Here is a 14,312-nt window from a genome sequence, read left to right as displayed (position 1 = left end):
AAACGTCATTCAGAACATGAATGGAGCTAGCGTTTGAACCTTCATTGAAAGGCGCTTTTTAAAACAAAACCACCTTTACCCAATGCTGAATTGTGCTGCAAAACAACAAGCGAAAATCGTTAACCACCAATCGTGATCATGCTACGGTTTTGCACTGTATCTGCCTGCAGGTTTTGAAAATCGGCGGGCAGTTGGCCACCCAGCTGGCGGGCCTTTGCCGCAATGCTTTGATGAATGAGCGGCAACACATCGGCGCCGTGGCGCAGCGGGGTGAGCAGGTCGGTTTCGGCTTGCGAAAACAGGCAGTTTTTGAGCTTGCCGTCGGCCGTCAGGCGCATCCGGTTGCAGTCGCCGCAAAAATGGGCGCTCATGGTGCTGATCACCGAAAAAGTACCGGCATGGCCCGGCACCATGAAGCCTTTTGCGGTATCATGCGCTACGCCTTTCAGCGGAATAAAATCAAATTGTTCGCCAATGGTGTGCAGCATTTGTTGCAGCGTTACCACTTTGTTGCTCGTCCACCTGTTGCCGCTAAACGGCATAAACTCGATGAACCGCACATGCACCGGCACATCACGGGTCCATTGCACAAAATCGGCCAGCTCGCCATCGTTGAGGCCCTTCATCACTACCACGTTCACTTTTACATGAAAGTCTTTTTGCAACAGCATTTGAATATTGTCCATCACCTGCTGAAAACCATCACGCCGGGTGATCATGGCAAAACGATCGGCCTGCAATGTATCGAGGCTGATGTTGAGCGACCGTACGCCGGCATCTTCCAACACGTCGATAAACTGGTGGAGCCGGGTACCGTTGGTGGTCATCGTGAGCTGCACGGGCAACCGCGAAAGCGACAGGATGATATCGGCGGCATCTTTGCGCACCAGCGGTTCGCCGCCCGTGAGCCGGATCTTATTTACGCCCTGCGACACAAATATTTTGGCCAGCGTTTCAATTTCGCCCCTTTGCATCAGGCGCGATGCCGGGGTAAAATCATACTCCTCTTCGGGCATGCAATAAAAGCACCGCAGGTTGCAGTTATCCGTCAACGAAATGCGCAGGTAATTGTGGATGCGGTTATGGTTATCACGGATCATGTTGTACGCTGGTGTTTGAGCAGGTTTTGGTAATCGGCATCGGTATCGACATCCACTGCACCTTCGGGAAAAGAAATGGCTTCCACGCTATCGGCATGTGCCTTTAAAATGCTGCGGGCACCCACATCGCCGGTTAGCTGTAAAAGTGCTGCAAACATGGTTTGGTGAAAAAGCGTGGGCGGACCAAATGTATCGGCATAACTGCACGTGATGATGGGTTTGCCGGTGCGTTGGTGCGCTTCGTGTAGTTGCTGCAGCAAGTTTGCGGAAACAAGCGGCTGGTCGCACACCATCAGGATAACGGCTTGCACATGGGGATAGGCCATTTGCACATGCCCAATTCCTGCACGAATGGAAGCAGCCATGCCTTCGCTCCACTCACTGTTTTTTACCACATCAACACCACTGCTATCAATGCCCGCCTGCACTTCATCGGCATGGGCACCCAGCACTAACACAACAGGGCCCAGGGCTGACTCTTTTGCCACCCGCACACTGTGCTGCAGCAGCAGTTCGCCTTCCAGCGAAAGCAGTTGCTTGGGGCGGCCCAGCCTTGCAGAGCGGCCTGCAGCCACAATCAGCAACGCCGTGCCCTCAGTGCTTTGCGGTCCCCTATTCATGGTGTTTTGTGTTCCAGCATTTAAAAAATGGTCAGCTATTTTGCGATGCTCATTTAACTGCATTGATGCTGTGCACCCAATGCTTTTACTAAACCTTGCCATCAAATAACAATGCAATATACTTTGTAAATCTAGGCTTCCATCACCTTATCGGGGGTAATGGGCAACGAACGGATGCGTTTGCCCGTGGCATTGAACACTGCATTGGCCACCGCAGGCGCCACGCCAATGATGGCAATTTCGCCCAAACCCTTGGAGCCCATCGGGTTGGTATATGGGTCTTTTTTGTTTACAAACAACACGTCCACTTTCGGGATATCGGCGTTTACTGGCACATGGTAATCGGCCAGGTTGTTGTTGATGGGCCGGCCAAACCGGTGGTCCATAACCACCGCTTCCATCAGGGCCATGCCTACACCACCCACCGCGCCGCCAATCATCTGGCTTTCGGCGGTTTTGGGACTTACAATCGTACCTGCATCGGCGCAGGAAACAATATGGTCGATCTTGATGCGGCCGGTGGGCGGATGCACCCGCAGCTTTACAAAATGCACCGAGTAAGAGTAGCTGGAATAAGGCTGGTTTTGCCCACGCGATTCCTTGGTCAGCTCCAGCGCCGGCAGGCTGTTGCGCTGCAACAGGTCGGCATAGGAAATTTTTACCGAACCATCACGCTTGAGCGACAAACCGGTTTCCGAAAAAACGAGGTCGTCCACTTTTACCTCGTGCACATTGGCGGTGTGAAATGGCGAGCCTTCTTTGCTGGCCAGCGCAGCCAGTTGTTCCTTTAGTGCGGCACATACATCATGTACTGCTGCACCCACCGTGGACGTCACCATCGAGCCACCCTGTGTGGGGCCCGGCGGCAGGCCCGTGCTGCCCATTTGCACCGCAATTTGTTTGGGCGGCATGCCCATTTGCTCCGATGCAATGGTGGTCATCATGGTGGCGGTGCCGGGGCCCATATCGTTTACCGAACACTGCAGCACCAACTTATTATCGGGCTGCAAAATGGCCTTTACCGTAGCGCTGCCCCTGAATGCACCAAACGAACCCGTGCCCATGCCGTAGCCCACCAGCCAGTCGCCTTCCTGCCGTGCACGGGGCTGCAGTTTGCGGTCCTTCCAGCCAATGCGGTCGGCGCCCAGTTCGTAGCATTCTTTCAAAAATTTACTCGACCAGGGCAGGTTGCGTTCCGGGTCGGTATCGGCGTGGTTGCGGATGCGAAATTCAATGGGATCAAGGTTCAGGGCAAATGCCAGTTCGTCCATAGCCGACTCCAGCGCAAAACAACCCGTGGCCTCGCCGGGGCCACGCATCCAGATGGGCGTACACACATTGAGCGGCACCAGCCGGTACCGCGTGGTTACGTTGGAACAGGCATATAAAAACCGCGAAATATTGACGGTGGCCTCGGTAAATTCTTCGTACGGCGATGTGTTGGCTGTGGCTTCGTGGGTAATGGCTGTAAGCTTTCCATCGGCGGTGGCGCCGAGGCCTATTTTCTGCACCGTTTCGGGGCGATAGCCCACGTTGGTAAACATCTGTTCGCGGTGCAGCATCAGCTTCAGCGGCCTGCCTATTTTTTGGGCACCCATAATGGCTGCAATTTCGTACGGCCAGGTGCGCAGCGCCATGCCAAATGCACCACCAATATGCTCGGCATGCACGGTAACATTTTCGGCCTTGAGGCCAAATGCATCGCGGATGGAATTTTGGGTGGAACCCACACCCTGCGTTTTGGTGTACACCGTTACTTTATCGTTGCCCTCCCACCGGGCAATGATGCTGCCCAGTTCCATTGGGTTGTGTACTTCAACGGGGTGATAGTATTGCTGCTCCAGTTTTACCGCTGCATTTTTATAAGCATCCACTTCGCCGCGTTTATAATCTTCAAAGCGGGGGCCGGTAGGTATTTTTGCTTTGGCCAAATTCGCCTCCATGTCGGTTTGGTGCGTTGCTTTTTCAAACTGCGCTTTTACCAGTTTGGCTGCATGCAATACCCGCTCATAAGTATCGGCAATGACCAGTGCAATGGGCTGATCGTAGTAAAAAATCTCGTCGTTGTAAAAAACGCGCAGCGGCTGCCCGCCGGTTTGTGGCTTCGACGGGTCTTTGCCCGTTTGATAGCCCGGTATCTTGGGTGCATTGAGGTGTGTGATGACGGCAAGTACACCCGGTGCCCGCTCGGCACTTTTTGTATCAATGGCTTTGATGCGGCCTTTGGCTACGGTGCTGCCCACCAAAAAACCATAGGCCGTATTTTGAATTTTATATTCTGCCGAATACGTGGCGCCGCCGGTTACTTTGGCCCTGCCATCTACCCGGTCAATGGGATCGCGTTCCGGAGCATCAAAGAAATGGTGTTGGTCCATACAATGTTTTTAAGATTTACCGACGGCGGTTTTCAATGCCTCCACAATAGCGTTGGGAGCCAGCTTTAATTTAAAGTTGTTGTGCCCGTATCCTTTGGCGCCCTGCATGGCCAGTTGCGCAGCCTGCCCAAAGTTTGCCTCGATGGCTTCTTTTCCTTTCAGGAAATTTTCGGCTGCAGTAAGGCGCCAAGGCTTATGTGCCACGCCGCCCATTGCCAGGCGTACATCGCGAATGGTGTTGCGCTGCATATCTACTGCAGCAGCCACCGACACCAGTGCAAATGCATAGGAGCTTCGGTCGCGGACCTTGAGATAATGGGTGGCCTTGCAAAATGCGTTTGCGGGTATATCAATGCCGGTAATGAGTTCGCCACGCTCCAGCGTATTGTCTTTTTGGGGCAGTTCGCCGGGCAGCCGGTGAAAAGATAAAAATGGAATAGACCGGGTTCCTTTTGGCCCCGTTACAAGCACCGTTGCATCGAGTGCTGCCAGCGCAACGCACATATCGCTGGGGTGCACGGCAATGCATTTATCCGATGCACCAAATATGGCATGCATGCGGTTGTAGCCTTTGAGTGCCCCGCAGCCCTGGCCGGGTTGCCGTTTGTTGCAGGGCATATCGGTGTTGTAAAAATATGGGCAGCGGGTTCGCTGCATCATGTTGCCGCCTACGGTGGCCATGTTGCGGATCTGCTGCGATGCGCCGGCCTGCAGCGCCTGTACCAGCAGGGGCTGTTCTTTTTGCACCAACTCACTATCGGCCACTGCGCTGTTGAGGGCCAGTGCACCGATGCGTAAGCCGTTGCCTTCCTTTTTTATTTCTTTTAGTGCCAGGTTGTTGATGTCAACTAATTTTTGCGGCGCGGTTACGCCTTTCTTCATCAGGTCAACCAGGTTGGTGCCGCCGGCAATCCATTGTGCCACGCTATATTTTACCAGCGCATCCACGGCCGCTTTTGGCGTAGCTACACGTATGTATTCGAAGTTGATCATATGCGCTGCCCTCCTTTTTTTACATCGGCAATGGCCTTCACAATATTGGGATAAGCGCCGCAACGGCAAATATTGCCGCTCATATACTCCCGTATTTCATCGTCGGAACCTGCATGCCCCTCGCGGATGCAGGCAATGCCCGACATGATTTGTCCCGGTGTGCAATAGCCGCACTGAAAGCCGTCGTGTTTGATAAAAGCTTCCTGCATGGGATGCAGGTTTTCGCCATTGGCCAACCCTTCGATGGTAGTGACTTTTTTGCCTTCCTGCATCACTGCAAGCGACAGGCAGGAAAGCACCCGCTGGCCATCAACATGCACGGTGCAGGCACCGCACTGCCCATGGTCGCAACCTTTTTTGGTACCGGTGAGGGCCAGCTGTTCGCGCAGGAGGTCGAGTAAAGTGGTGCGTGGCTCAATAGATAAGCGGTGGGTGACGCCGTTTACTTCCACCGATAGTGGAAGCTTTTCAAAATAAGCGGCCGCGGTTTCATCGAGTTGGGCATCGGCGGCTTTTACCAGCAGGGGCGGCATGGCGGCAATGGCTGCAAGCAACGACGATTGTTTTAAAAAATCCCTACGGCCCTGTGCCGGGCCACCCTCCTCGTTAGGGTTGGGTGCAGGTTTTTTATGGGGCATAAACAACTTGGATTGATTAGGTAAGGGTTGGCTTGCGCCGGAGGCCATTGAGTATTGCAAATGGCCGGCCACCATCTCTAAGTTAAACCATCGCTGCAAGAGATAGAAAAAGGGAAGGCTTTTATTTACGCCTTCCCTTTGCTCTTAAGGTTGTTCTATTTGAAATCTAAATGGTCCTAATGTGCAGGCTGTGCCTTTTGAAATGATTTTACTGCTTCGCCTAAATCAAGCACCTCCACTTGCTGGCCCAAAGTGGACTGGATCAACGAACTGCCTGCAGCACTGCGGTAGCCACCGGCACAATGCACCACGATCGGTTTGCCTGTTGGAATTTCAGCTACCCGCTGCCGCAGTTCTGCCAAGGGAATGGAAATGCTGTTGCTGAATATTTTTCCTTCCTTTACTTCCGATTCATTGCGTACATCAACAATCGTATAATCTTCCGGGGCTTGGTTGAATGCTGGCAAATTGATTGCTTCATCCTGCTCCGTACCACCGGATATCACCACGCCTTTGATTACAGCTGTTTCGTAACCAATGGAAGCAGCACATTGCAACACCCGCTGCACCTGTTCGCTGTTTTCACCGGCCAGGTAAAAACGTTCTCCGGGCTTAATGATGCTGCCCAGCCATGTTTCAAATTTGCCGTCTTCCATCAGGTTGATGCTGTGCGGCAGGTAGCCTTTTTTATAAGGTGCTGCATCCCGTACATCCACCACCCATACACCAGGCTCCAGCGCTGTTTGTTGTTGCTCGATAGTAACGGCTCCAATGCTTTGATGCAACGGCGCAGCGCCTTTACGATTCAGTTCTACATCAAATGGGAAATATGCGGGCACAAAGGGCTGGTCGGCCAACAGGTTTTGTACAAATTCTTCTTCGGTAGCTTCCTGCAGGCTCCAGTTGGTTCCTTTTTCTTTACCGATGGTGCTGCTGCTTTCCTTGCTTAAATTTTTGCCACACAAAGTGCCGGCGCCATGGGCAGGGTATACCAGTACATCTTCGTTGAGCACTGCCAGTTTTTGGCGCAGCGAATGATACATCTGTTTTGCCAACTCTTCGCGCTTGGCCTGTAGCTTACCGGCACCTTCGCGGAGGTCGGGGCGGCCGCAATCGCCAATGAATAAGGTATCGCCGGTGAATACCGCTTTCTGTTTGCCGTCGTGCTCCAGCAATATGCTGATGCCATCCGGCGAATGGCCCGGGGTGTTGATGGCCGTGAGTTTTATTTTGCCCAATTGTATCGACTGGCCTTCATCAAAGGTTTGATGCGGGTAAGCAGCATCAACCAGTTTGCTGGTATAAATTGTTGCGTTCAGTGTTTGGTGCAGCTCCAGGTGACTGCTTACAAAATCGGCATGCGGATGCGTTTCAATAACACCAATGATGGTGGCGTTGTGGTCCTTTGCAAAATCGTGGTATTGTTGCACGTCACGTGCCGGGTCGATCAGCACTATTTTCTGTTCGCATTCGCTCAATACCGCGTAGCTATAAAGTGCCAGATGCTTGTCTTCAAATTGCTGAATCTTCATGTTTGATTTCTTTTCTGTGTTGAACAATAACCGGTGCGAAAGCCTGATCCTGAAATGCCGTGTGTTCCATCATGATCAACTTTTAACCTTCCGAAAACTGCGCCAAATGATGCAAGGAAGCAAGGCGAGGTGCAAAAGCGCGTGTTCATGAATAAAAGCACGCATTCTTCGGAAAACCTTGACCGGCTTTAACCCGTTTGTTTCCTCAAATTTACTGTGGTTGATAGCAGCCATTCGTGATGCAAGTCACGCTGAAGTTATTGACATAATTACGCAACCTGTCGTAACAAGCAGCACCAAAAACACCGTGAGCAATGGATATTTCAGGAATATTATCCAGAAACCTTACAAACATTCATTCGACATCTTCAATGACAACTTTCTAAAATAACACTGGCCCCTGCATCAGCAGTGGCCAGTGTTATTTTTAAAAATGCCGCGTCAGATTTTATCTAAATTGTATTGTTTTTTTGATGCTTCATCAGCCGGCGAATTGCAAATCTTTTTGCGCCAACAACTGCCCTTTTTCACTGGTGGCTGCCAGCCACAAGCGGTAGCCACCCGAAAGGTTATACACCCTTTCAAAACCGCTTTGCAACAATATGCGGGCAGCCATGTATCCACGCATTCCAATCTGGCAAAAAAGATAGATCGGTGCATCCTTTGGCAGCTCAGTGAGCCGGCTACGTAATTCGTCAAGCGGAACATTTACAGCATGGCCGATACTACCTGATGCAAATTCAGTTGGCGTTCTTACATCCAGCAGAAAGCTGTGTCCAGGTTCCGCTTCCGGGCTATCCCAATACCAGGGCTGAACGCGGTGCAACAAAATATTTTCCGCGGCAAAGCCTGCAATATTGACCGGGTCTTTGGCCGACGAAAACGGCGGCGCATAAGCGTGCTCTATTTCAGTAAGGTCGTAAATCGTTCCACCTTTTTTGATCACCGAAGCCAATAGATCGAGGCGTTTGTCCACACCGTCGCCACCCACAACCTGGGCGCCCAATAAGCGGCCAGTGCCGGGTGCAAACGCCAGTTGAATAGTCATCATATTGGCACCGGGATAATAGCCTGCATGCGAACCATTATAGGTTGTAGAAACCAGGTGTTCAACACCGGCTGCCTTTAAATGCTTAACTGCCATACCGGCAACGCCTGCAGTGAGGTCAAATATTTTTACAATGGCAGTATTGATGGCACCTTCATAAGCCTGCGCATTGCCCAACACAATATTGTTGGCACAAATGCGCCCCTGTTTGTTGGCCGGACCTGCCAGGAAACTAGACATTGATTTGCCGGTGATGGGATTGTCAAATTCAATTGCATCGCCCACCGCATAGATATTGGGATTGGATGTTTGTAAATACTTGTTTACCCAAATACCACCGGCTGCACCCAATTGCAAGCCTGTAGCTTTTGCCAGCCGCACATCAGGCCTAACGCCGATGGAAAGAATGACTACATCGGCTTCCAACGCATCGCCGTTGTTGAGCGAAAGCAACAACCGATAAAAGGGCTCCTCGTAAAAGCCGGTCACTGCAGTATTCAAAATCAGCCGGATGCCTTTGCTGCGCAGGTGTTGTTGCACCAGTGCCGCCATCGGGTAATCGAGCGGCGCCATTACCTGGCTGCTCATTTCCACCACGCTAACCTCCATGCCCAGGTGGGCCAGGTTCTCGGCCATTTCAAGGCCAATGAAACCGGCACCAATTACTACAGCTTTGCCTTTCGGAAAATGTTGCACGTATGATTTAATAACATCGGTATCGGCCACATTGCGCAGCGTAAAAATGCCTTTCAAATTGATACCGGGCAGTGGCGGTCGGATGGGTTCGGCGCCGGGCGAAAGCACCAGTTTATCGTACCGCTCGGTGTATACTTCACCGGTAAACAAGTTGGTAGCGGTTACGGTTTGCGCCACCGGGTCGATAGCCGTAACCTCGGTGCGAACCCGCACATCAATAGCAAACCTGTTCTTAAATGCTGCAGCTGTTTGCACAAACAATTTGTTGCGGTCGGTAATTACATCGCCGATGTAATACGGCAAACCACAGTTGGCGTAAGAAACATAATCGCCTTTTTCAAAAAAAATAATAGAAGCATGTTCGTCCATGCGCCGAAGCCGTGCTGCGGTGCTGGCCCCGCCGGCCACCGCGCCAATGATGATGTATTGCATGATCAGTTGAATGAGTGATTTTGTGTTACAAAAAGACGCCGCCACCACTCCACCCTGCGTGACTTGGGTCACACCTGATCAATCTCATGTTTTGCTGTTACATCAGCATCGCATAAGAATTCGTACGCAATGAACCAGTGCTAAAAAATACATACATTGAAACATGCAGCAGTACTGAATTATACAAGAAGATGATGCTTTGTTCGAGCAAGTCATTCACATAAAAAATGCCGCAACATCCAGTGTTTGCGTCACTGCTTGTTGCGGCATTTGTAAATACAATTGATTTATGTCAGCCGAATTTATTTACCTAAAACTGCCATGCATTAATGCGGCAGTCTTTCACGGAAGTAGCCATACACCCAGGTACCGGCAACAGCACTCAATAACACTACTGCGATGACCAAGAATCCGGCGCCGATCTGTGCGAATAACGGTCCCGGGCAAGCGCCGGTCATGGCCCAACCCAAACCAAAGATCAAACCACCGTAGATCTGTCCCTTATTGAATTTTTTTGGATGAAACTCGATGGCCTCGCCATAGATGGTTTTTACCTTAAATTTTTTGATCAGCCAGACCGAGAGCATCCCCACAATGATGGCGGTACCAATAACGCCATACATGTGAAAGCTTTGCAGGCGGAACATTTCCTGTATGCGAAACCAGGAAATAACTTCTGCTTTGGTGAAGGCAATACCAAACAGGATGCCTACTGCTGCATACTTCAGGTTGTGGTACCATTTGTGCTGCAAACGCGATTCGTTGATACACATGGTATCCTGCGCTCTTGCCTCGTAATCGCTGTCCACAATAGTGGGCGCAGTGTTGGTTTCTACAGAAATTTTATTTAAAACGCCGGGCATTGTTTCTTAGGTTTTACAATTTTAAAATAAAGGGCAAAATCAGGTTGGCCATCAGAAAGCCGCCCGCCATAAATGCGGCCGTTGCAATCATTGAAGGCACCTGTAAATTAGAAATGCCCATAATGGAATGACCACTGGTGCAGCCGCCTGCATACCGGGCACCAAAACCCACCAGGAAACCGCCACCCACCAGCATGACCAGGCCACGCAGCGTGAACAATGCATCGGTGCTGAACAGCTCTTTGGGCAACACCTTTGAATGGTCTTCGATGCCGTATTCTTTAAGTTCCGACAACAGTGCCGGTGCCACCTGCACAGGATTGGGATCGGAAAGAAACTGTGTGGCCAGCAAGCCGCCAATGAGGATGCCGCCCACAAAAAACAGGTTCCATGCTTCCTTTTTCCAGTTGTATTGAAAGAAGGGAATTTTGGCCGGGAAGCAGGCTGCACAGGCATGCCGTAGGTTGGCCGAAATACCAAAATGTTTATTGCCCAAAATCAGCAGTGCCGGCACGGTTAGCCCGATGAGGGCACCCGCTACATACCAGGGCCAAGGTTGTTGTAAAAACTCCATTGTGTTGTTTGTTTTGCGGTAGCAAAAATGATATTGCGGCGTTTCATTTACCGTGACTTATATCACGGCCTTTCAACCGCTTTTAAATGTTGTTGCTTTGCTTGCCTGGTGTAGCCTCTTCTCTGCCCTTTTCAAACGAGCCAACCAGTAATGCACCAAGCAAGGCAAAATAAAGCGTGCTGTTTACGGGGCTGGATGTGATGCTGCAAGTGCCCGTAAGGCAGCCAACATATTTCCAGTATAGAAATCCACCCAGTGCACCCAACGCCAAACCGATTCCATAGGTCTTGTTCAGCAGCATCCGATTCCAAACCTTTTACATATGCACTACGCTATTTTGCTTATTGAAAAATGTGTTACTTCAATACTAGGCTGCGTTGCAAAGTGCCATGCATACGCATACAACACTTTGCGAAGACAGTCCTTATTTGCGCTTATTTTTTAGCCAAAGTAGATGGACATACATAATCGGTGACGGGCACTGCACCACTTTCTTTGATGGCTTTAAAACCGCCGTTGATGTCGATCAGGTTGTCGAAGCCGCGGGCCTTTAAAATTGAATTAAAGACCATAGAACGATAACCACCTGCACAATGCACATAATAAGTACCGTCTTTGTCAAGCGATGCAAGATGATCGTTGATATTATCCAACGGCATATTTACTGCACCGTCCACATGCTCACTGATAAACTCGCCTTGTTTGCGCACATCCAGCACCGCTATACCCCTATTCAATTGCTTGCTAAATTCCTCTGCAGTGATCGATTCAATGCGATCGATTTCCTTACCGCTATTTTGCCATGCGGCAAAACCGCCGGCGAGGTAACCAATGGTATAATCATAGCCAACACGGGCCAGCCTAGTGATCACTTCTTCCTCTCGGCCTTCATCGGTAACGAGCAAAATTTGCTGTTTAATATCTGGAATGAGGGCACCCACCCAAGGCGCAAATGAACCATCAATACCAATGTTGATGGAATTGGGAATAAAGCCCTGGGCAAAGGTTTGCGGCGCCCTTGTATCGAGCACGATGGCGCCGGTTTCATTGGCGGCAGTTTCAAATGCATCAGGCGAAAGTGCCCGTTTGCCGCGCTGCAACACTGCCGAAATGCTTTCGTAGCCTTCCTTATTGAGCATTACGTTTAATGGAAAATATGCTGGTGGTGTGGTGAGCCCGTCGGTTACTTCTTTAATAAATTCATCACGGGTCATATCAGCACGCAGTGCATAGTTTGTTTTCTTTTGATTGCCCAACGTGTCGGAAGTTTCCTTGCTCATGTTTTTACCACAAGCCGAACCCGCACCATGCGCCGGATACACCACCACATCATCGGCCAGCGGCATGATCTTGCTGCGCAGCGAATCGAATAAGGTTCCGGCCAGTTCTTCCTGCGTCATGCTGGCTGCTTTTTGTGCCAGGTCGGGGCGGCCAACATCACCAATAAAAAGCGTATCGCCGCTAAACAGTGCTACGTCCTTCCCCGATTCATCTTTCAACAGGTAGCAGGTGCTTTCCATGGTATGCCCCGGAGTGTGCAACACTTTAAACGTGAGGCTACCTACATTAAACTCCTGCCCGTCTGTTGCAATGATGGCATCGAACAAGGGCGTGGCGTTGGGACCGTACACAATGGGAGCTCCCGATTGTTTGGAAAGATCCACGTGGCCCGACACAAAGTCGGCATGAAAATGTGTTTCAAAAACGTACTTGATGACAGCGCCGTTGCGGCTTGCTTTCTGCAGGTAAGGCTCCACTTCACGCAGTGGATCGATCACTACGGCTTCACCTTCGCTTTCGATATAGTAAGCGCCTTGAGCCAAACATCCGGTATAAATCTGTTCTATTTTCATGTCGGTATTTTTTTTATTTGATGTAGTAAAATTGCGGCTTTGCAACCCTTTATTTCGTGACCCGAGTCACGCCACTTATTGCGGCAATGTTAATATTGTTTCTTTAAGAATGATATAAATCCCCATTACGAGCACAAACCAACCAAAGCCTTTTTTGAGTTTACCGCCTGGTATCTTTACACTCAATGCACCACCGATAAAAATACCTGCAATGGCGATCAGCGCAATCTTAAGCAGGAACCACCAGTCGATGGAAAACTGGCCGAGGTCGCCCGCAAAGCCAATCAGCGAGTTGAGTGCAATGATGAGCAGCGATGTGCCCACCGCTTTTTTCATGGGCAAGCGGAGCAAAAATACCAGTGCTGGGATAAGCAGAAATCCGCCACCAGCGCCTAGCAGCCCGGTGATAAGGCCAATAACTACACCATAGCCCAACAGCTTCGACAAACGAATGCACTCAGGACATTCTGGCGCTTCGGTTGCGTTATTTTTTTCGCGGATCATGCCGATGGATGCCACCAGCATCAGCAGCGCAAACAGCACCATGGTGAGCACCGAAGAACTGAGTGTATAATTGCCAATGGTGAGTATATCATGCGGTATGGCGGGCACTAAAAACCGGCGGGTAAGAAAAACGGTAAGCACTGATGCCGCGCCAAAAAACAAGGCCGCTTTAAGGTTTACCAAACCTTTGCGATACTGTGTAAATGCGCCCACCAAACTTGTGGTACCCACAATAAAAAGCGAGTATGATGTGGCCAGCAGGGGATGCAAGCCAAACAGGTACACCATAACCGGAACGGTTAAAATGGAGCCACCGCCACCAATAAGCCCCAGCGAAATACCAATCAATAACGACGCAATGTATCCAATCCCTTCCATGCTGCTTTTAAAGGCAAAGCTGGCTTATTGCATTGTAGCAATTCGTGATATAAGTCACGACAGTGCTACATCGAGGTTAATGATTTCCACTTTAGAGCCGTGCAGCTTTACAATGCCCTTTTCGGAAAGCTTTTTCATGAGTCGGGAAATCACCTCACGGGAAGAGTTGAGCTCTTGCGCCATTTCGGTAAACGGAATAGCGATGAAGTTGGTGCCCAGTTTTTCCTGGTGCCGCTTTAGGTAAAACACCAAGCGTTCGTCCATGTTGCGGAACGCAATGTGATCAATGGTTTGGAGCAATTCATCAAACCGCTGGCGGTATGAGTTGACCGCAAACTGCGCCCAGCTTTTGTATTTGCCCATCCACTCGTTGGTGTACTGCACCGGAATGCTCAACACGGTTGAGGGCTTATCAGCTTTGGCCATCAACCCGCTGGTTTCCTGCCCCAATGCACACACCAATGAAATGGCGCAGGCCTGGCCGCCATCGAGGTAGTACATAAACACCTCGTTGCCCTGATCGTCTTCGCGGTAGATTTTGATCAAACCATCGATCACCAGCATCGTGGCGCGGATGTTTTGCCCGGTGCGCATCAGCAATTCGCCTTCGGCCAATGTTTTCACTTCGGCCACTGCAAATATTTCGCTGATCAGCGCAGGTTCCAAGGTGGGGAAATAAAGGGAAAGGTCCTTTTCGGTCATAGGT

General features: G+C 50.6%; 13 protein-coding genes. All 13 read right to left on the bottom strand.

Going from position 1 to position 14,312, the window contains the following annotated elements; translation table 11 throughout:
• Positions 1-119: 119 nt before the first annotated feature.
• The 13 genes from moaA to EPD17_RS07680 all read right to left on the bottom strand — a co-directional run bounded on the left by moaA (position 120) and on the right by EPD17_RS07680 (position 14,308).
• A complete protein-coding gene (gene moaA / locus EPD17_RS07740) occupies positions 120-1,100 on the bottom strand; it encodes a GTP 3',8-cyclase MoaA (protein ID WP_132053183.1) in 981 nt (326 codons plus the stop codon).
• Positions 1,097-1,720, bottom strand: a complete 624-nt coding sequence (locus EPD17_RS07735; protein WP_165929558.1) for a nucleotidyltransferase family protein — start codon at positions 1,718-1,720, stop codon at positions 1,097-1,099. The genes moaA and EPD17_RS07735 overlap by 4 nt, the downstream gene beginning before the upstream one ends.
• A 131-nt stretch (positions 1,721-1,851) precedes the next feature.
• A complete protein-coding gene (locus EPD17_RS07730; protein WP_132053179.1) occupies positions 1,852-4,095 on the bottom strand; it encodes a xanthine dehydrogenase family protein molybdopterin-binding subunit in 2,244 nt (747 codons plus the stop codon).
• 9 nt (positions 4,096-4,104) lie between these two features.
• The gene (locus EPD17_RS07725) at positions 4,105-5,088 is read right to left on the bottom strand and encodes an FAD binding domain-containing protein (protein ID WP_132053177.1); all 984 of its coding nucleotides are present in this window, start codon (positions 5,086-5,088) and stop codon (positions 4,105-4,107) included.
• The gene (locus EPD17_RS07720; RefSeq protein WP_132053175.1) at positions 5,085-5,726 is read right to left on the bottom strand and encodes a (2Fe-2S)-binding protein; all 642 of its coding nucleotides are present in this window, start codon (positions 5,724-5,726) and stop codon (positions 5,085-5,087) included. Before EPD17_RS07720 ends, EPD17_RS07725 begins: the two co-directional genes overlap by 4 nt.
• A 176-nt stretch (positions 5,727-5,902) precedes the next feature.
• Entirely contained in the window at positions 5,903-7,258 is a 1,356-nt protein-coding gene (locus tag EPD17_RS07715; RefSeq protein ID WP_132053173.1) for an MBL fold metallo-hydrolase, read from the bottom strand.
• A gap of 481 nt (positions 7,259-7,739) precedes the next feature.
• Positions 7,740-9,506, bottom strand: coding sequence for an FAD-dependent oxidoreductase (locus tag EPD17_RS07710; protein ID WP_204743360.1), 1,767 nt, complete (start codon positions 9,504-9,506; stop codon positions 7,740-7,742).
• 254 nt (positions 9,507-9,760) lie between these two features.
• The gene (locus EPD17_RS07705) at positions 9,761-10,297 is read right to left on the bottom strand and encodes a DUF6691 family protein (protein ID WP_132053171.1); all 537 of its coding nucleotides are present in this window, start codon (positions 10,295-10,297) and stop codon (positions 9,761-9,763) included.
• Between the two features lie 13 nt (positions 10,298-10,310).
• On the bottom strand, positions 10,311-10,871 hold the full coding sequence (locus EPD17_RS07700; RefSeq protein WP_132053169.1) for a YeeE/YedE family protein: 561 nt from the start codon (positions 10,869-10,871) through the stop codon (positions 10,311-10,313).
• An 82-nt stretch (positions 10,872-10,953) separates the two neighbouring features.
• Entirely contained in the window at positions 10,954-11,172 is a 219-nt protein-coding gene (locus tag EPD17_RS07695; RefSeq protein WP_132053167.1) for a hypothetical protein, read from the bottom strand.
• Between the two features lie 133 nt (positions 11,173-11,305).
• Complete coding sequence (locus tag EPD17_RS07690) at positions 11,306-12,724, bottom strand: MBL fold metallo-hydrolase (RefSeq protein WP_132053165.1); 1,419 nt, start codon at positions 12,722-12,724, stop codon at positions 11,306-11,308.
• A 75-nt stretch (positions 12,725-12,799) separates the two neighbouring features.
• Complete coding sequence (locus EPD17_RS07685) at positions 12,800-13,606, bottom strand: sulfite exporter TauE/SafE family protein (protein ID WP_132053163.1); 807 nt, start codon at positions 13,604-13,606, stop codon at positions 12,800-12,802.
• A gap of 54 nt (positions 13,607-13,660) precedes the next feature.
• Positions 13,661-14,308, bottom strand: a complete 648-nt coding sequence (locus EPD17_RS07680) for a Crp/Fnr family transcriptional regulator (protein WP_132053161.1) — start codon at positions 14,306-14,308, stop codon at positions 13,661-13,663.
• Between the last annotated feature and the right edge of the window lie 4 nt (positions 14,309-14,312).

Source organism: Pseudocnuella soli (assembly GCF_004347775.1).
In the GTDB taxonomy this organism is placed as follows: domain Bacteria; phylum Bacteroidota; class Bacteroidia; order Chitinophagales; family Chitinophagaceae; genus Flavisolibacter; species Flavisolibacter aquaticus.
Note: the sequence above shows the minus strand (reverse complement) of the source record. Positions and strands in the feature narration are given on the sequence as shown.